The organism is Variovorax sp. UC122_21 (assembly GCF_044056785.1).
Classification (GTDB): domain Bacteria; phylum Pseudomonadota; class Gammaproteobacteria; order Burkholderiales; family Burkholderiaceae_C; genus Variovorax.
The window spans coordinates 6,305,113-6,322,798 of the sequence record NZ_CP172004.1; the positions used below are offsets into that span (position 1 = coordinate 6,305,113).

The 17,686-nt window shown below is 69.9% G+C and carries 13 protein-coding genes and 1 pseudogene; 1 reads left to right on the forward strand and 13 read right to left on the reverse strand.

Features of this window, described 5'->3' with window-relative positions; translation table 11 throughout:
• Positions 1–92 precede the first annotated feature (92 nt).
• The 13 genes and pseudogenes from ACHMXE_RS42445 to ACHMXE_RS42505 all read right to left on the reverse strand — a co-directional run bounded on the left by ACHMXE_RS42445 (position 93) and on the right by ACHMXE_RS42505 (position 16,602).
• Positions 93–1,283: a fumarylacetoacetate hydrolase family protein gene (locus tag ACHMXE_RS42445; protein WP_395349421.1), complete on the reverse strand. Its 1,191-nt coding sequence runs from the start codon at positions 1,281–1,283 to the stop codon at positions 93–95.
• A gap of 97 nt (positions 1,284–1,380) precedes the next feature.
• A pseudogene (locus ACHMXE_RS42450) lies at positions 1,381–5,132 on the reverse strand (molybdopterin cofactor-binding domain-containing protein).
• On the reverse strand, positions 5,129–5,635 hold the full coding sequence (locus ACHMXE_RS42455; protein ID WP_203203675.1) for a (2Fe-2S)-binding protein: 507 nt from the start codon (positions 5,633–5,635) through the stop codon (positions 5,129–5,131). Before ACHMXE_RS42455 ends, ACHMXE_RS42450 begins: the two are co-directional and overlap by 4 nt.
• Positions 5,613–6,773 carry an ABC transporter substrate-binding protein gene (locus tag ACHMXE_RS42460; protein WP_395349422.1) on the reverse strand — a complete coding sequence of 387 codons (1,161 nt, stop codon included), beginning with the start codon at positions 6,771–6,773 and terminating at the stop codon, positions 5,613–5,615. Before ACHMXE_RS42460 ends, ACHMXE_RS42455 begins: the two co-directional genes overlap by 23 nt.
• 79 nt (positions 6,774–6,852) lie before the next feature.
• Positions 6,853–7,578 (reverse strand): bifunctional nicotinamidase/pyrazinamidase, encoded by a 726-nt coding sequence (gene pncA / locus ACHMXE_RS42465; RefSeq protein ID WP_057593414.1) that lies wholly within the window; start codon positions 7,576–7,578, stop codon positions 6,853–6,855.
• A gap of 78 nt (positions 7,579–7,656) precedes the next feature.
• Entirely contained in the window at positions 7,657–8,400 is a 744-nt protein-coding gene (locus ACHMXE_RS42470; RefSeq protein WP_395349423.1) for an ABC transporter ATP-binding protein, read from the reverse strand.
• On the reverse strand, positions 8,397–9,161 hold the full coding sequence (locus tag ACHMXE_RS42475; protein ID WP_203203672.1) for an ABC transporter ATP-binding protein: 765 nt from the start codon (positions 9,159–9,161) through the stop codon (positions 8,397–8,399). Before ACHMXE_RS42475 ends, ACHMXE_RS42470 begins: the two co-directional genes overlap by 4 nt.
• A 61-nt stretch (positions 9,162–9,222) precedes the next feature.
• Positions 9,223–11,151, reverse strand: coding sequence for an ABC transporter permease (locus ACHMXE_RS42480; RefSeq protein ID WP_395349424.1), 1,929 nt, complete (start codon positions 11,149–11,151; stop codon positions 9,223–9,225).
• Between the two features lie 202 nt (positions 11,152–11,353).
• Positions 11,354–12,559, reverse strand: a complete 1,206-nt coding sequence (locus ACHMXE_RS42485) for an ABC transporter substrate-binding protein (protein ID WP_203203670.1) — start codon at positions 12,557–12,559, stop codon at positions 11,354–11,356.
• A 74-nt stretch (positions 12,560–12,633) separates the two neighbouring features.
• Entirely contained in the window at positions 12,634–13,218 is a 585-nt protein-coding gene (locus ACHMXE_RS42490; protein ID WP_395349425.1) for an amino acid synthesis family protein, read from the reverse strand.
• Between the two features lie 46 nt (positions 13,219–13,264).
• On the reverse strand, positions 13,265–13,909 hold the full coding sequence (locus tag ACHMXE_RS42495; protein ID WP_057593420.1) for an amino acid synthesis family protein: 645 nt from the start codon (positions 13,907–13,909) through the stop codon (positions 13,265–13,267).
• A gap of 21 nt (positions 13,910–13,930) precedes the next feature.
• Positions 13,931–14,824 carry a UPF0280 family protein gene (locus ACHMXE_RS42500; RefSeq protein WP_395349426.1) on the reverse strand — a complete coding sequence of 298 codons (894 nt, stop codon included), beginning with the start codon at positions 14,822–14,824 and terminating at the stop codon, positions 13,931–13,933.
• A gap of 149 nt (positions 14,825–14,973) precedes the next feature.
• On the reverse strand, positions 14,974–16,602 hold the full coding sequence (locus ACHMXE_RS42505; RefSeq protein WP_395349427.1) for a 6-hydroxynicotinate reductase: 1,629 nt from the start codon (positions 16,600–16,602) through the stop codon (positions 14,974–14,976).
• Between the two features lie 304 nt (positions 16,603–16,906).
• Here ACHMXE_RS42505 and ACHMXE_RS42510 point away from each other — a divergent pair, with 304 nt between their 5' ends.
• On the forward strand, positions 16,907–17,680 hold the full coding sequence (locus ACHMXE_RS42510; protein ID WP_395349428.1) for a ferredoxin--NADP reductase: 774 nt from the start codon (positions 16,907–16,909) through the stop codon (positions 17,678–17,680).
• Positions 17,681–17,686 lie beyond the last annotated feature (6 nt).

Genomic DNA, 17,686 nt, shown 5'->3' on the forward strand with positions numbered 1-17,686 from the left:
TCATCGTGCCGTCTATGAATCACAAAGAAGTACATCTTCAAAGATCGTTACACAGTACGGCTTAACAGTGCATGACGGCACCATGACAGAACTCAATGCAGGAGGCCGCGCGCGCCGAGGTTGCGCATCAGCGCGCCGATGCCGAAGGTCCAGCGCGGGGCCTTGTCGGCATGCGCGACGCGATTGACGAGCGCGCCGAGTTCGGGCGCCGCGATGCGCACGATGTCGCCGACCGTGTGCGTGAAGCCCTGGCCCGGACCGTGGCGGTCCTGCGTGGGCGCGAACATCGTGCCGAGGAACAGCATGAGGCCGTCGGGATAGTCGTGATGGATGCCGATGGCCTGCGCCACGAGGTCGAGCGGATCGCGGCTGATCTTCGCGAGCGAGCTCGAGCCCTCGAGCACGAAGCCCTCGGGGCCGCGCACCTCGAGCGCCACCGTGATGCGGCGCACCTGCGCGATGCCGAAGTGCGCATCGAACAGCCGGATGAACGGACCGATCGCGCACGAGGCGTTGTTGTCCTTCGCCTTGCCCAGCAGCAGCGCGCTGCGGCCTTCGAAGTCGCGCAGGTTGACGTCGTTGCCGAGCGCGGCGCCCAGGGTCTCGCCGCGGCTGTTGACGGCGAGCACGACCTCGGGCTCGGGGTTGTTCCACACCGAGGCCGCGTGGATGCCGATGTCGGCCCCCGTGCCCACCGACGAGAGCACGGGCGCCTTGGTGAAGATCTCCGCGTCGGGCCCGATGCCGACCTCGAGGTACTGCGACCATGCGCCCTGCGCGATCAGCACCTCCTTGGCCTTCATCGCCTCGGGCGAGCCCGGCACGATGTCGGCGAGGTTGTCGCCGAGCACGCCGCCGAGCGCCGCGCGCGTGGCCTCGGCCTTCGATGCGTCGCCGCGCGCCTGTTCCTCGATCACGCGCTCGAGCAGGCTCGCGACGAAGGTCACGCCGCTGGCCTTGACGGCCTGCAGGTCGCAGGGCGCGAGCAGCCAGGGCCGGTCCTCGTCGCGCGCGCCGCCGTCGCTGTTGGCGAGCACCTCGGCCAGCGCTGCGATGCGCGGCGCCTGGCCGCTGCGCAGCACGCGCTGCACGGCATCGGCGGGCGGCTCCTGCAGCTCGAGCAGGTCGCTCATCGTGGGCGCGAGCTGCGACAGATCGTGCAGACCGTCGCCCTGCACGGCCACGAGCACGGGGCCCACGCCCGGTTGCCAGAGACGGCCGACGAGGGTGGCCCGGTCGGCGTCTTGCGGAAGGCTGGTGGCAGTCTGGAGATCGAGTGGCATGGCGGTGGTTGTCTCTGGAGGTTGGAAGGAATGCGCGGGCATCGTAGCGCCGCACGCGCCACGGCGTGCGGTCTTCCATCGACAGGGACTCGCGGCCTCAGTGACCCGGCGCGGCGCGCACGCGCGCGCGACCTCGGCCTGCAGGTCGGGCCAGGCCGGCTCCCGCGGCGCGAAGCGTGCGCGCATGTAGCCCGCGAGCTCGGCGATCTGGCGGTCGTCGAGCGCGTCGCGGAAGGCCGGCATGAAGCCGATGTCGCGCGTCGCGGGATGGCGCACGCCATCGAGGATGGTGCGCAGCAGGTTGTCGGGCTTCGCGCTCGCGAGGTTGCCGTTGAGCGCGAGCGGCGTGTTCACGCCCAGCAGCGTGGGACCGTCGCCGTCGTGATGGCAGGCGGCGCAGGCGCTGTCGAACATGCGCTGCGCGGGACCGAGCAGCCGGCCCTGCGTGCGCGCCGCGGTGTCGACGATGCGCCGCGCCTCGGCCTGCGCGGCGGCCTCGGGCAATGGCTCGGGATTGAACGAGGCGAGGTAGGTCGCCATCGCGCGGACGTCGGCATCGGGCACGGCGCCGAGCTCGCGCACCACCTCGGCCATCGGGCCGCCCGCGATGCCGTGGCGCGGAGAGTGGCCGTCGCGCAGGTAGCGGTAGAGCGACTCGGCATCCCAGGGCATGGCGGACTTCGAGCGCATCGTGAGCGACGGCGCCTCCCAGCCATCGACCATCGCGCCCGACAGGAAGGCGCTGCCGCCCTGCTCCGCGCCGAGCGCGTTGCGCGGCGTGTGGCAGGCGCCGCAATGGCCGAGGCCGTTGACGAGGTAGGCACCGCGGTTCCACTCGGCGCTCTGCGTGGCCACGGGCGCGAGCGGCGCGGGATCGTGGAAGAGCGCGTTCCATCCGGCCATCAGCGGCCGCAGGCTGAACGGGAACTTGAGTTCGGACTTCGGCGTTTCGGCGCGCACCGCGGGCATCGCCATGAAGTAGGCATAGAGCGCCTGCAGGTCGTCGTCGCTGGTCTTCGCGAAGGCGGTGTAGGGGAAGGCCGGATAGAGGTGATGGCCGTCGCGCGACACGCCCTCGCGCATCGCGCGCTGGAAGGCGCTGAAGGACCAGCGGCCGAGGCCGGTCTCGGCATCGGGCGTGAGGTTGGTGGTGTAGAGCGTGCCGAAGGGCGTGTCCATCGCGCGGCCGCCGGCGTTGGGCGCGCCGCCCGGCGCGGTGTGGCAGACCGCGCAATCGCCGAGCGCCGCGAGCACGCGGCCGCGCTCGATGGTGGCCTCGCTGTAGACCGGCGCGGTGAGCGACACCGGCGCGATCGCCGAGCGCCAGCCGAGCAGGCCCGCGACGACGCCGATGCCGCCGACCACGAGCGCGGCGCCCGTGGCCCACAGGCTCTTGCGCTTCGGCCATGGCGCATCGGTGTTGCTCCTTCCCCCTCTGGGGGAAGGCCGGGATGGGGGCACGCCGGCATCCCCATCGCCCGGCGGCTTGCCGGCGCCTTCTCCGGGCGGCGGCGGCAACAGCCCCCGATTCAACTCCGCCAGCACCGTCTCCGGCGTGAACGGCGGCGCCCTGAAACGCACGCCCGTCGCATCGAAGATCGCGTTCGCGATCGCCGCCGTGCCCGGCACCGACGAGGACTCGCCCGCACCCAGCGACGGCTCGCCCGGGCGCGGCATGTGCATCACCTCGATCACCGGCACTTCGCGGAAGTTGATGATCGGGTAGCTGCCCCATTCGCGGCTCGCGACCACGCCAGAGGGCAGCACGCCGGGCAGTCGTTCGCCGCCCTCGGCCGGCCCGGACTGCGGCGCGAACTGCACCTGCTCCTTGAGCGCACGGCTCGTGGTCTGGATCACGTTGCCGTGCACCTGGTGCTCGACGCCCGCGGGATTGACCAGCAGGCCCGCGTCGTGCCCCACCACCACGCGGCGCACATGCACCTCGCCGGTCCGGCGGTTGACCTCGACGTCGGCCACCCAGGCGGCCCAGGCGGCGCCGAAGCCGGGCCACTTGCTGTGCACGTAGCGCGCATAGGCGAAGCCCTGGCCGAACAGGATGTCGCCGCCGGCACCGAGCCCGCCATCGGCGTTCTCCTGCGGGCCGGTGCGCAGCCGCCAGCCGGCCTTTTGTGCCGTGGCCTCCACCAGCTCGATCGCGCGCGGGTCCTCGAGGTGGCGCAGCCGGAACTGCACCGGGTCGACGCCGGCCGCGGTCGCGAGCTCGTCGATGTACGACTCGTGCGCGAACGAGCTCGGCAGCGCCGACACGCCGCGCAGCCACGAGGCGCGCACGATCGGCGCCATGTCGTTGACCTTCACGCGCAGGTTGTCGTAGCCATAGGGCGGGCGCGCGGTGCGGTCGCCCATCTCGTAGGCCTGCGCCACCGGTTCGATGGCGCGCGTGAGCAGCAGCGCGAGCGTGGGCGCGCCGTTCGACGGATAGGAGGTCTGGAAGTCGTAGGCCGCGACGCTGCCGTCGGCCGCGAGGCCGCCATCGATCTCCATCAGTTGCGCGGCGCCCTTGGGCTCCCACGCATGCTCCTGCTCGCGCGTGAGCTGCACGCGCACCGGCGCGCCCACGGCGCGCGCGAGCAGCGCGGCATCGGCGGCCACGTCGTCGGCGCCGTTGCGGCCATAGCAGCCCGCGGCCTCCATGCGCACCACGTCGACCTGCAGGTCCTGCACGCCGAGCAGCTTCGCGAGATCGGCGCGCAGCACGTGCGGGTTCTGCGTGCCGGCCCAGCAGCGCAGTTGCATGCCGCTGCCGTCCTCGGGCTGCCATTCGGCCAGCGCGCACGAGGGCCCGATCGAGGCATGCATCTGGTAGGGCCAGACATAGGTGCGCGGCATCGGATGCGCGGCGCGCGCGATCGCGCCGTCGACGTCGCCCTCGTCGACCAAGAGGCGCTGCGTCGAGGGGTTGTCGCGCAGCGCCTGCGCGAGGTCGTCGAGGCCGGGCATGCCGGGCCAGGGCTTCCAGCGCACGCGCAGTTCGCGCAGCGCCTGCTCGGCGTGCTCCTCGCGCTCGGCCACGATGCCGACGAAGTCGCGGATCACCACCACCGCGCGGATGCCGGGAATGTGGGCGATCGACGACTCGTCGACCGACTCGAGCGTGTTGCCGATGAAGTCGCCGTGGTCTGCGCCCGCATAGGGCGGGCGCACCACGCGGCCGTGCAGCATGCCCGGCACGCGCATGTCGTGCACGAAGACCAGTTCGCCCGCGAGCTTGGCCGGGATGTCGACGCGCGCCTGCCGCGTGCCGACGACGCGGTAGTCGGCCGGGTCCTTGGTGGCGGCCTTCGCATCGAGCTTGAGCACGGTGCGCTGGCCCGCCACCAGTTCGGCATAGCTCAGGTGCCGGTCGGGCGACTCGGCCACGCGCACGATGCCGTTGCGCGCCTGCAATGCCTCGACGGCCACGCCCAATTGCTCGGACGCGCGCGCGAGCAGCCAGGCGCGCGCCTGCGCGGCCGCGAGGCGCAGCGGCTGCGCGTGGATCTGGATCGAGGCGCTCGCGATGGTCGCGCCCTGGTTGGGCGCGCGCGCGGTGTCGCCAAGCATCACGCGCACGCAGGGCATGCCGAGCTCGAGCTCCTCGGCCACGATCTGGCCCAGCGCGGTCTGGATGCCGGTGCCGAGGTCGACGTGGCCGTTGAGCGCCGAGGCGCTGCCGTCGTCCCACACGGCGAGCAGCACCTCGTCGCCCTCGGCGGGATTGCCCGCGATGAACGCCGGCTGGCCCTGGGCCGGCGGCGGCGCCGGCGGGGTCTCGCGCACCACCAGCAGCACGCCCTCGGCGGCGAGGAACTCCGCGCGCGTGCGCGGCAGGTCGGCGCGCCGTGTCATGGCTGCGTCGCCCGCAGCTGGCGGGCCGCGCGCTGCGCCGCGTCGAGGATCTCGATGTGCGTGCCGCAACGGCACAGGTTGCCCGAGAGCTCGCTGCGGATGCGCGCCTCGCTGGCGCCCGGCTCGCGCGCCAGCAATGCCGCCACCTGCATCACCATGCCGTTGAGGCAGTAGCCGCACTGCGCGGCCTGCGCCTCCTCGAAGGCGGCCTGCACCGGGTGCCAGTCGCCACGCGTGCCCAGGCCCTCGAGCGTGGTGATGGCGCGGCCCGCCACGCCGTGCGCGGGGATCACGCAGGCGCGCGCGGCCATGCCGTCGACATGCACCGTGCAGGCGCCGCACTGGCCGAGGCCGCAGCCGTACTTGGGTCCGTTGAGGCCGAGGTCGTTGCGCAGCACCTGCAGCAGCGAGGCCTCGCGCGGCACCGCGAGCGCCTGCGCGCGGCCGTTGACTCTCAGCTGCAGTGGTTCGGCACGGCCCTCAGCGCCGCAGCTGGCCGTCACGGGTGTACATCTCCAGGTCCACGAAGTTCGAGCCGTTGTGGTTCCTCGGCCCGTACTCGATCGGGAAGTCGCCGAAGCGCGTGCTGCCGATGCTCTCGAGGCCCGCGACGAAGCTCTCGCGCGTGAGCGCCTTGCCGCCGCGGCGCAGGCCCTCGGCCATCACGCGCGCGACGATGTAGCCCTCGAGCGCGGTGTAGCTGTCGATCTTCTCGCCGAACTCGGCGCGGTCGCGCTGGTAGTCGGCCACGATGGGCACGCGCACGGCCTGCGGCGGCGGCACGATGCTGGCCGTGACCAGGCCCGCGAGCTTGCCCTCGAGCCGCTGCGCCGAGCCGGCCGCGTCGGTGATGCCGACCGACAGCGTGTACAGCGGCGCGCCGCCCGCGCTCGCGCGGTAGTCGCGCATGAAGACCTCGACCTGGCGCCCGGCCATGATCATCACGACCGCGCCCGGCTTGGCCTCGGCCAGGCCCGCGACCACCGGCTTCGCGTCCTCGGCGGCGATCGCCAGCGGGAAGGTCTTGACCACCTTCACCTTGTAGTCGGCCGCGAGTTCCTCGCAGGTCGCGAGGTTCGACTTGCCGAAGGCGCTGTCCTGGTGCACCACCGCGATCGACTGGATGCCGATGGTCGACAGGTGGCTGATGATCTTGCGCAGCTCGAGGTCGTAGCCCGCGCGCACGTGGAACAGCAGCCGGTTGGTCTTGGTGCGGAACGAGGTGGTGCCCACCAGCGGCGCGAACATCGGCACGCCCGCCTTCTCGGCCAGCGGCATCGCGGCCGCGAGGTTGCCGGTGGCGACGTAGCCGGTGAGCGCGAACACCTTGTCCTCGTCGATCAGCTTCGCGGTGTTGAGCGCGGTCTTCGCGGGTTCGTAGACATCGTCGTAGCTCACCAGCTCGAGCCGGCGCCCGTTGATGCCGCCGCCCTTGTTGACGCGATCGAAGTGCAGCTTGATGCCGGCGCGGTAGTCGATGCCGAAGTCCTTGGCCGGGCCGCTGAACACGGCCGACTGGCCGATGCGGATGGCGCCGTCGCTCACGCCGTTCTCGGCGCGCGCAACGGACAGCAGGCCGGGGCCGAGCGCGAGGGCCGCGCCGCCGGCCACCAGGGAGCGCCTGGAGAGGGAAATCGTCATGGGGTCGTCTTGTCTCGCAGTTGTGGTGTGTCGATGCGCGGCGGGGGCCCGCGCAGCGCCGGGCGTCCCTGTCGTCTTCTCAGGCGCCCTGGATGTCGGCCGACTGGATGCGCTTCACGCCCTTGGCGCTCATCTGCTTCCAGGCCGCGGCCAGCGAGCCGTTGAGGTCGATGGCGCGCGTGGCGTCCTCGATCACGTAGGCATCGAAGCCGGCCTTGCGTGCATCGAGCGCGGTCCAGGCGACGCAGAAGTCGGTCGCCAGGCCGGTCACGAACACGGTCTTGATGCCGCGCGCCTTGAGGTAGCCGGCCAGGCCGGTCGAGGTCTTGCGGTCGGCCTCCTCGAAGGCCGAGTAGCTGTCGACGTCGGCGTGGAAGCCCTTGCGGATGATCAGCTGCGCGGTCGGCAGCTTGAGGTCCTTGTGCAGCGCCGCGTCGTCCGTGCCCTGCACGCAGTGGTCGGGCCACAGTACCTGGTTGCCGTAGTTCAGCTTGATGCTGCTGAAGGGCTTCTGCCCCGCGTGCGCGCTCGCGAACGAGGCATGGCCCTGGGTGTGCCAGTCCTGCGTGACCACGATGTTCTGGAACGAGGCGGCCAGCTGGTTGATGACCGGCACCACGTCGGCACCGCCCTTGACCGGCAGCGTGCCGCCGTCGATGAAGCAGTTCTGCACGTCGACCACGATCAGCACGGCCTTGTCCCCGGGCTTGATCTTCGCGCCGGCGGCGAAGAGCGCGCCCGAGGCGCCGAGCAGGCCGAGGGCGGCCGTGGATTGGAGGAAGCGTCTGCGGTGCGTGTCGTTCATGGTCTGTGCTCCGTGCTTGCGTTGATGGAAACGAAACCCTGCAAGGAATGCGCCCGCGGACGCATTCGACTCGTACAACTAGACGCTCAGGTACGCGCGCCGCACTTCCTCGTTGGCCGCGAGCTCGGACATGGTGGCGTGGTAGCGGATCTGGCCCTTCTCGAGCACGTAGGCGCGGTCGGAGACCAGCTCCGCGAAGTGCATGTTCTGCTCCGACAGCAGGATGCTCACGCCCTGCGCCTTGAGCTCGAGGATCATGTTCGCCATCTGCTCGACGATCACCGGCGCCACGCCTTCGGACGGTTCGTCGAGCAGCACCAGGTAGGGGTTGCCCATCAGCGTGCGCGCCACGGTCAGCATCTGCTGCTCGCCGCCGCTCATGCGGCCGCCGGGCCGGTTGGGCATCTCGCCGAGGTTGGGGAACAGCTCGAACAGCCGCTCGGGCGTCCACAGCGGCGCCTCGCTGCCGTCGGCCCAGCGGCGCGCGGCCTGCTTGCCGACCTCGAGGTTCTCCATCACCGTGAGGTCGGTGAACACGCGCCGGTCCTCGGGGACGAAGCCCAGGCCCAGGCGTGCCGCGTGGTGCGGCTCGCTCTTCGAGATGTCGTGGCCCAGGAAGCGCACCGCGCCGCGGCGCTTGCCGAGCATGCCGATCAGCGCCTTGAGCGTGGTCGACTTGCCGGCGCCGTTGCGGCCCATGAGCGCCACCACCTCGCCGCGCCGCACCTCGAGGTCGACGTCGTAGAGGATCTGGGCGGCGCCGTACCAGGCGCACAGGGCCTTGGCCTGGAGCAGGGGTTCGGAGGCGTTCGTCGTATTCATGCCGCTGCTTTCTCGAAGGTCTTGCCGCTGCCGAAGTACACCTCCTGCACCTTCGGGTGGTCGCGGATCTCGAGCGGCTTGCCCTGCGCGATGAGGCGGCCGCGCGCCAGCACGATCATGCGGTCGGCATAGGCGAACACCACGTCCATGCTGTGCTCGGTGAACAGCACGGCCATGCCGCGGTCGATGACCAGCTGCTTGGTCAGCGCCATCAGCGAGTTGCGCTCCTTCGGCGCCATGCCGGCCGTGGGCTCGTCCATCAGCAGCAGCTTGGGGCTGTTGGCCATCGCGATCGCGAGCTCGACGCGCTTGACGTCGCCATAGGCCAGCACGCTGCAGGGCCGGTCGGCCTGCGACTTCATGCCGACCTGGTCGAGCAGCGCCAGCGCCTCGTCGCGCTTGTGCTCGGCGGCGCGGCGCCACATCGAGAACAGCTTGCGGTCGTGCGAGAGCAGCGCCATCTGCACGTTCTCGACCACGGTGAGCGAGGCGAAGGTCTCGGCGATCTGGAAGGTGCGGCCCACGCCCATGCGCCAGATCTCGCGCGGCCTGCGGCCCACGAGCTCCTGGCCGTCGAGCGTGATCGAGCCCTGATCGGCCTTGAGCTGGCCGTTGACCATGTTGAAGGTGGTGGACTTGCCGGCGCCGTTGGGGCCGATCAGCGCGAGCAATTCGCCCGGGGGCAGCTCGAAGCTGATTCCATCGACGGCCTTGACGCCGCCGAAGGACTTGCCGAGGTTGTTGACCTTGAGCAGGCTCATTGAAATACCTCCGTGCTTCGCACTGCGGTGCGAGCTTGCTTGGGGCGGCCCGGCGCGGCGCTCATGCCTTCACCTCCTCGAGCTTCGCATCGACGGCCTTCTCTTCCTTGGGCGCGCGCAGGCGCTCCACGAGCTGCTTGATCGATCCCGCGATGCCCTGCGGGAACAGCAGCACCAGGATCAGGATGATGGCGCCGAGCATCGCGCGCCAGTAGTCGGTGTTGCGTGCCACGGTGTCGTGCAGCCAGGTGAAGGTGACGGCGCCGACCACCGGGCCCGCGAGCGTCTGGATGCCGCCGAGCAGCACCATCACGAGGCCGTCGACCGACTTGCCGACCGACAGCGTCTCGGGCGAGATGCTGCCCTTGGAGAACGCGAACAGCGCGCCGGCCAGGCCCGCCACCGCGCCCGCGATGACGAAAGCGGCCCACTGCATGCGCTTGACGTCGATGCCGATGGCGTCGGCGCGCAGCACCGAGTCGCGGCCCGCGCGCAGGGTGTAGCCGAAGGGCGAATACAGCACGCGGCGCAGCCACCACACGCCGGCCGACACCAGCACCAGCGTGAGCCAGTAGTAGGCGCGCTTGTCCGACAGCCAGGCCGAGGGCCAGACGCCCGTGAGGCCGTTGCTGCCGCCCGTGAAGCTGTCCCACTGGTAGGTGATGGCCCAGGTGATCTGCGCGAAGGCCAAGGTGAGCATCGCGAGGTACACGCCCGACAGCCGCACCGCGAACCAGCCGTAGACGAAGGCGCCGAGCGCGGCCACCAGCGGCGCGACCACCAGCGTGAGTTCCATCGGGAGGCCCAGCGAACGCGCGAGCAGCGCGGCGCCGTAGGCTCCGAGGCCGAAGTAGGCGGCATGGCCGAACGAATGCATGCCGGCCGGGCCCATGATGAAGTGCAGGCTGGTGGCGAACAGGGCCGCGATCAGCAGGTCGATCATCAGCACCAGCGTGTAGGGCGAACCGGCCGTCAGCACCGGCAGCGCGGCGAGCACCAGCGCGAGCACCGCCGCGCCGGCCAGGTAGAGGTTGCCGGGGCGGCGCAGCGGTTCCTCCTGCATGCCGACGTAGCGGCTCGGCGCCTGCGCGCGGCCGAACAGGCCCCACGGGCGCCACACCAGCACGGCCGCCATCACGAGGAAGTCGACCATCAGCGTGAGCTTGGAGAAGGACACGTCGATGCCGAAGATCTGCACCACGCCGAGCCAGATGCACACGGCCTTGATCTCGGCGATGAGCAGCGCGGCCACGTAGGCGCCGGGCAGCGAGCCCATGCCGCCGACCACCACCACCACGAAGGCGGCGCCGATGGTGTTGAGGTCCATCTCGAGCGTGGCGGGCTCGCGCGGCAGCTGCAGCGCGCCGCCCAGGCCCGCGAGCAGCGCACCGAGCGCGAACACCGCGGTGAACAGCCACGCCTGGTTGACACCCAGCGCGCTGACCATCTCGCGGTCCTGCGTGGCGGCGCGCACCAGCGTGCCGAAGCGCGTGCGCGTGAGCAGCAGCCAGACCAGGCCCAGCACCACCGGGCCGACCACGATCAGGAACAGGTCGTACGAGGGGAACTGGCGCCCGAGGATCTCGACCGAGCCCTTGAGGCCGGGCGCGCGCGGGCCCAGCAGCTCGTCGGGGCCCCAGAGCCACAGCACCGCGTCCTTGATGACCAGCACCAACGCGAAGGTGGCGAGCAGCTGGAACAGCTCGGGCGCCTTGTAGATGCGGCGCAGCAGCAGCACCTCGATCAGCGCGCCGAGCACGCCGACCGCGACCGCCGCGATCAGCAGCGCGGGCCAGAAGCCCAGGCTCGCGCTGAGCTTGTCGACCAGCGTGTACGCGAGGTAGATGCCGACCATGAAGAAGGACCCATGGGCGAAATTGACGATGCGCGTCACGCCGAAGATCAACGAGAGGCCGGCCGCCACGAAGAACAGCGACGAGGCGCCGGCCAACCCGTTGAGCAACTGAACAACGAAGCCTGAAAAGCTCATTCAAGGATCCCGAGGAACTGGAAACTGGGGTGCGTCGAAGTGCGTCGCGCACCGCTTCGGCCACGATGACAAGGCGCCATTCGCATCGAATGGCCTGCGATCCACGTCAACCGTTCGGGCTGAGCCTGTCGAAGCCGGGGTGCGGCGCTTCGACGAGCTCGGCGTGAACGGTCTGCCGGCGAAAACCGGAAGCGCTCCGACCTCAGTCGGCGGGGCGCATCTTCTTGACTTCGTCGTCGCTCGGCTGGAACTTGGCGCCGTCGAGGTAGACGTAGTCCACCATCACGCCCTTGCCGCCGTCGTTCTTGGTCTTGCCCACGTAGGCGCCCATGGTCGACTGGTTGTCCTGCGCGCGGTAGCTGATCTTGCCGAAGGGGCTGTCGAGCTGCAGGCCCTTGAAGGCCGCGACCAGCTTCTCGGTGTCGGTGCTGCCGGCCTTCTGGATGCCGGCCGCGATCGAGTGGATGGCGCTGTAGCCGACCACCGAGCCCAGGCGCGGGTAGTCCTTGAACTTGGCCTGGTAGGCATCGAGGAAGGCCTTGTGCTCGGGCGTCTTGATGCCGTTCCACGGATAGCCGGTCACGATCCAGCCGTTGGGCGCCTCGTCCTTCAGCGGATCGAGGTACTCGGGTTCGCCGGTCAGCACGCTGACCACTTCACGGTCCTTGAACAGGCCGCGGGTGTTGCCCTCGCGCACGAACTTCGAGAGGTCGGCGCCGAACAGCACGTTGAAGATCGCGTCGGGCTTGGCATCGGCGAGCGCCTGCACCACGCTGCCCGAATCGACCTTGCCCAGCGGCGGCGCCTGCTCGGCGACGAACTCCACGTCGGGCTGCGCGGCCTTCAGCAGGGTCTTGAAGGTCGCGACCGAGGACTGGCCGTACTCGTAGTTGGGGTAGACGATGGCCCAGCGCTTCTTCTTGAGCTTGGCGGCCTCGGGCACCAGCATCGCGACCTGCATGTAGGTCGAGGGACGCAGGCGGTAGGTGTAGCGGTTGCCGTTGCTCCAGACGATCTTGTCGGTCAGCGGCTCGGCGGCCAGATAGAAGAACTTCTTCTGCTTCGCGAAGTCGGTCAGCGCCAGGCCGGTGTTCGAGAGGAAGGCGCCCGCGAGCACGTCGACCTTCTCGCGCGAGATCAGCTCCTCGGCCACGCGCACCGCATCGCCGGGGTTCGCGTTGTCGTCGCGGCTGATCAGTTCGATCTTCCGGCCGTTGACCCCGCCCTTGGCGTTGATCTCGTCGACCGCGAGTTCCATGCCCTTCTTGTAGGGCTCGAGGAAGGCCGGCTGCGCCTTGTAGCTGTTGATCTCGCCGATCTTGATCACGCCCTGGGCGTGCGCGGGAACGAGGGCGCAGGTCAGTGTCAGGACGGAAGCCGCGCTGAAAACATGGCGCAAGGGGATCATCGGGAAGCTCCTGGTGGGGTTCGAGAAAACGGAAAGGGGAACGAAGGAAATCGGTGGAAAGGTGGAGTGTCGCCTCAGCGCAGGCCGTCTTCGCCCTTGATCTCGCCGGCCTGCAGGCCGCCGATGCGCGGCAGTGGGCGGCCACTGTCGGTGACCGCCACGGCCACCACGATCTCGCCGGCGCGCGGGGCGTCGGATACGCGGGCCTCGATGGCGTCGAAATGGCTGCGCACGAAGGCCGCGTCCTTGTGGCCCAGCGGCACGTCGATGGCGGTGCCGAGGGTGCCGAGCTTCTTGGCCGAGGGCACGAGCGCCGCGCCCTTCTCGACCGCCACGCGCAGCGGCGCGCCGAGCTTGGGATGCAGGATCGCGGCCGCGTGCTCGAGCTCGCCGCCTTCGCCGACGATCGCGGCCTTGCCGTAGCTCTGCGCCTGGCCGGGCTCGACGCCCAGCGCCTTCACGGCCTTCTGGCCCAGCAGCGCGCCGAGCTCCTCGCCGATCGCGATCAGTTCGTCGAGGTTCTCGCTGTAGCGGCCCGCGTAGGGGTTGGCGATCACGGCGATGGCGACGGCGCGGCGCGTGGGCGGCGCGATGTCGCGGCCCATTTCCTTGCGGGTTTCGTCGACCTGGACGACGAGCTTGCGGATGTTGGCGGTCATGTCTGGATTTCCTTTGGCTTCTCTTCTTGTCTCTTCGTAGACGGGCTCAGCGCAGGCCGTCCCACTTGGCGATGTTTTCGGCGAGCAGGCCGCCGACGCGCGCGTGAACGCGGTAGCCGGTGCTCATTGCGAGGATGAACACGATCTCGTCGGCCGCGGGCGCGCCGGGCACGCGCACTTCGATGGCGTCGAACTGGCCGCGCACGTAGCTGGCGTTGATGTTGGTCAGCGGCACGTCGAGCGTGGTGCCGGGTGCGCCGACCTTCTTGGTCGACGGCACGATCGACAGCGCATTGCCGGGCTGGCCGGTCTTCTTCTCGTCGACGGTGCCCTTGGCATAGGCGACGCGGTCGCCCTTCCAGCCGAGCAGCTCGCGCATCGCATAGCCGCCGGGCACGTGCCACAGCGCGCCATGCTCGAGCTCGCCCGCGGCGCCGACGATGGCGCCCTTGCCGTAGGTGGCGAGCTGCTCGAGCGGCACGTCCATCGCGGCGTGCAGCTTGTGCGCCATCTCGAGGCCCACCGGATCGAGCAGGCTCATCATCGGCAGGATGTCGGGCTCGTAGCGGCCCGCGAAGGGATTGGTCAGCACGGCGGCGATGGCACCACGCACCAGCGGCGTCTGGGCACGCGGCCCGAACTCGTGGTGGATGTGCTCGACCTGGGTGAAGACTCGGCGGATATCGATCATGAAAAAGAACCTTGCTTTTCGTTAAGCAATTACTGAACCAACTGCGCGGAAGCCTAGCTTCGAGCATAAGGGCTCGACCAGCCGCCACTGCCCCTGGCAAACGAGCAGAGCGGCCCATGCGAGCCCGCCTTGTTGCAGGACCCGGGCGCACACCGCGCCCGTATCGAGTGCGCTGCGCACCTGCGCGGGGGGCAGTGGCGGCACGTCGACGGTGACCAGCGTGTCGCCGAGGTCGCTGTTGTCCTTGCGCTCGCTCGCGGGCACGCGGCGGATCGCCTCGTTGTCGACGTCGACCGCGTTGGCGATCACGGTCGCGGCCGCGTCGGCCTGCGCCGCGGTGGCCGCCAGCACCGTCACGCTGTCGGCGATGCCGAGCGAGAAGCTGCGCCCGCGCCAGCCGCTGGTGGCGACGCCGCGCACCGGCTGGTCGGCGCGCAATTCGAACTGGCCGTCGGTGTCGACGAAGCCGTTGGCATCGCGCCAGTCGAAGCGCGCGAGGTCCGCGTAGACGCCCACGCGCGCGGTCTGGCCCGGCGCGAGATGCACGGCGATGTCGCCGCCGTTGTTGATCCAGGCACGCTCGATGCCGGGGCGCTGGTAGAAGGCGATCAGCTCCTGCGCCACCGAGCCCGCGACCGCGGCCATCGGCGTGATGAAGGTCGGCGCGAACGCCGCGCAGGCATCCCACATGCGGCGCGCCACCACGCCGCGCGGGCGCATCTTGTCGGTGACCGGCAGCCGCAGCAGCGGCAGCTCGTGCACCAGTTCGTCGAGCACGTGCGCGAAGCGCGCCCAGGCCGCATCGTGCGCGGCCGCCACCGCGTAGCGGTCGCCGTGCGCCTCGGCCACGATGTCGATCGGGCCGTGGTTGAGATGCCAGCGGTGCTCGTCGAGCGCCGTGCGTTGGGCGCTCATGGCTGCGGGTGTTTCTCCCTCCCCCGCTGGGGGAGGGTTGGGGTGGGGGCACGCGGCGCCTCCATGGGACGCGGGGCCTGCCCCCATCCCGGCCTTCCCCCAGAGGGGGAAGGAGCAAGAGCCACTGCCAGCTGCGAGACAGGCATCGCTCAACCCAGCATGGGCGCGTGGCCCAGCGGCCACGGGTTGGCTTCGTCGATGACGAGCCATTGGCGCGCGAGCGGCGCACCGTCTTCCTGCCACGCACCGCGCGCGAGCGCCTGCTCGAGCGGAAAGACATGCTCCATGTGGCCGCCGAGCGCCTCGTAGTCGGCGCGCCGCATGCTGAACTCGATGGGCGCGACGATCGCGGGCGTGGGCACGGTGCCGAAGCTGTTGTCGGGCATGCGCATGACGTCGGCCATCACCGTGATGCCGCCGCCCGGCCACACATAGGCCGGCGCGCCGCCGCAGGTGACGTTGACCAGCGCGCGCTTGATGGCGCGCGTGAGCAGCACCGGGTTCTCGGTGACGCCCGCGCGCAGGCTGCCGCCGGCACCGCCGAGGAACAGCACGGTGCACAGCGAGGGCTCGCAGTTCTCGCCGATGCGCTCGACGATGCGCTTCACCTCGCTCGGCATCGGCTGCTCGACGGGCTGCAGCGCGTCGTCGAGCACGTACCACTGCGCATGCTCGCCGGTGGTCGAGGTCATGAGCAGGCGCAGGCCGGGCCTGGCCACGCCCTCCTCCCAGCCCTCGATGATCGACAGCGGATCGGCGATGTCGGTGCCGCCCCAGCCGTTGCCCGGATTGGCGACCTGGAAGTAGCGCCCCGGCGTCGACTTGCGGCCCAGCATCTGGATGCCCGAGGGCGGCATGTCGAGGCAGCGGCCGGCCTGGTGCTCGGTCAGCACGCCGGTGATGTGGTCGTCGACCACCACCACCTCGTCGGCCACGCCGGCGAACTGGCGCGCGAAGATGCCGACCGCGGCCGAGCCGCAGCCCACGCGCATGCGCTGCTCCTCCACGCCGTTGACGATCGGCGCCTTGCCGGCCTGGATCACCAGGCTGGCGCCGCCGTCGATGGTGCATTCGATGGCCTTCTTGTTGCCCAGCAGCTGCATCAGCTCGGCCGTCATGCGGCCTTCCTTCTTGCTGCCGCCCGTGAGGTGGTGCACGCCACCCAGCGACAGCATCTGCGAGCCGTACTCGGCCGTGGTGACGTGGCCCACCACCTCGCCGCGGTAGCGCACGTTGGCCTGCTCGGCGCCGAGGAAGCGGTCGGTGTCGATCTTCACCTTGAAGCTGCAGTAGCTGAAGATGCCCTCGGTGACCACGGTGACCATGTCCACGCCCTGCGCCTTCGAGGCGACGATGAAGGGCGCGGGCTTGTAGTCGGGATAGGTGGTGGAGGAACCGACGCCGGTGACGAAGACCTCGTCGGCATGCAGCAGGTCGCCGTTCCAGTCGGCCGAGGGTGCGTCGACGACCTTGCCGTCTTCAGCCGCCGCCGTGCGGTCGAACGCCACCAGCGCGGGCGCATCGCTCGCGAGCTGACGGCGCAGCAGCACCACCGGATCGACGCGCACCAGCACGCCCTCGCGGTTGGCATAGCGGTCGCAGGCGCCGGTGCGCCCGTCGGAGATCTGGCACAGCACCGGGCAGGCATTGCATTCGACCTTGGCCGCGCTCATGCGCTCGTTGCGCAACGGCGCCTTGCCGAAACCGCCGGGGCCGGCCTCGGCGACCACCGGCACGTCCATGCCCGGCAGTCCGTCTGTCTTCGTGTGTTCCGTCATCGGGGGCGACCTCTTCTTGGCTGCAAATCGTGGTGGCGGGGTTTGCAACAAACGTGCCGCATGTCCGCTTGTGCCGGGGCTTTCGTTTGTGTAGCATCCCCTACACTTTCATGTTGCATTCACTACATTGAAGGTCAATGTAGCAAACGGGCCCGATGCTTGCAATGGTGTTTTCTCGCGATGTTCATCGGGGTTTTTCCGACCAACGACAATGGAGGGTTCGGAGCCGGCCGGCAGCTGGCGCCCCAAGGGCGTGCATCCCGGCTCAGCCACCCCCCCGTCATTCACCACTATTGAGTTCCGTATGAGTGCATTCAGCGAAGAGAAGGTCCTGAGCGTCCACCACTGGACCGACCGCCTGTTCACCTTCACCACCACGCGCGACCCGGCGCTGCGTTTCTCCAACGGCCACTTCACGATGATCGGCCTGCGCGTCAACGACAAGCCGCTGCTGCGCGCCTACAGCATCGTGAGCCCGAACTACGAGGAGCATCTCGAGTTCCTGAGCATCAAGGTGGAAGACGGCCCGCTGACCTCGCGGCTGCAGCACATCCAGGTGGGCGACACCATCATCGTGGGCCGCAAGCCCACCGGCACGCTGCTGATCGACTACACGCTGCCCGGCAAGCGCCTCTACCTGTTCGGCACCGGCACCGGCCTGGCCCCGTTCATGAGCGTGATCCGCGACCCCGAGACCTACGAGAAGTTCGAGCAGGTCATCCTGGTGCACGGCGTGCGCCAGGTCGACGAGCTGGCCTACCACGACCTCGTGACCGACCACCTGCCCAAGCACGAGTTCCTCGGTGAGATGGTCGCCAAGCAACTGCTGTACTACCCCACGGTCACGCGCGAGGAGTTCCGCAACCAGGGCCGCATCACCGACCTGATCTCGAGCAACAAGCTCACCGACGACCTCGGCCTGCCGCCGATCAACGCCGCCGAAGACCGCGTGATGCTGTGCGGCAGCCCGGGCCTGCTGGTCGACCTCAAGCACATCCTCGAGGCACGCGGCTTCAAGGAAGGCAACACCAGCACGCCCGGCGACTTCGTCGTCGAACGCGCCTTCGCCGAGAAGTAAGCAGGA

Bases quoted from the DNA above. Each gene is read 5' to 3' on its own strand.
- ACHMXE_RS42445 (WP_395349421.1), bottom strand. From the start codon at position 1,283: ATGCCACTCGATCTCCAGACTGCCACCAGCCTTCCGCAAGACGCCGAC.
- ACHMXE_RS42460 (WP_395349422.1), bottom strand. From the start codon at position 6,773: ATGACGATTTCCCTCTCCAGGCGCTCCCTGGTGGCCGGCGGCGCGGCC.
- pncA (WP_057593414.1), bottom strand. From the start codon at position 7,578: ATGAACGACACGCACCGCAGACGCTTCCTCCAATCCACGGCCGCCCTC.
- ACHMXE_RS42470 (WP_395349423.1), bottom strand. From the start codon at position 8,400: ATGAATACGACGAACGCCTCCGAACCCCTGCTCCAGGCCAAGGCCCTG.
- ACHMXE_RS42475 (WP_203203672.1), bottom strand. From the start codon at position 9,161: ATGAGCCTGCTCAAGGTCAACAACCTCGGCAAGTCCTTCGGCGGCGTC.
- ACHMXE_RS42480 (WP_395349424.1), bottom strand. From the start codon at position 11,151: ATGAGCTTTTCAGGCTTCGTTGTTCAGTTGCTCAACGGGTTGGCCGGC.
- ACHMXE_RS42485 (WP_203203670.1), bottom strand. From the start codon at position 12,559: ATGATCCCCTTGCGCCATGTTTTCAGCGCGGCTTCCGTCCTGACACTG.
- ACHMXE_RS42490 (WP_395349425.1), bottom strand. From the start codon at position 13,218: ATGACCGCCAACATCCGCAAGCTCGTCGTCCAGGTCGACGAAACCCGC.
- ACHMXE_RS42495 (WP_057593420.1), bottom strand. From the start codon at position 13,909: ATGATCGATATCCGCCGAGTCTTCACCCAGGTCGAGCACATCCACCAC.
- ACHMXE_RS42500 (WP_395349426.1), bottom strand. From the start codon at position 14,824: ATGAGCGCCCAACGCACGGCGCTCGACGAGCACCGCTGGCATCTCAAC.
- ACHMXE_RS42505 (WP_395349427.1), bottom strand. From the start codon at position 16,602: ATGACGGAACACACGAAGACAGACGGACTGCCGGGCATGGACGTGCCG.
- ACHMXE_RS42510 (WP_395349428.1), top strand. From the start codon at position 16,907: ATGAGTGCATTCAGCGAAGAGAAGGTCCTGAGCGTCCACCACTGGACC.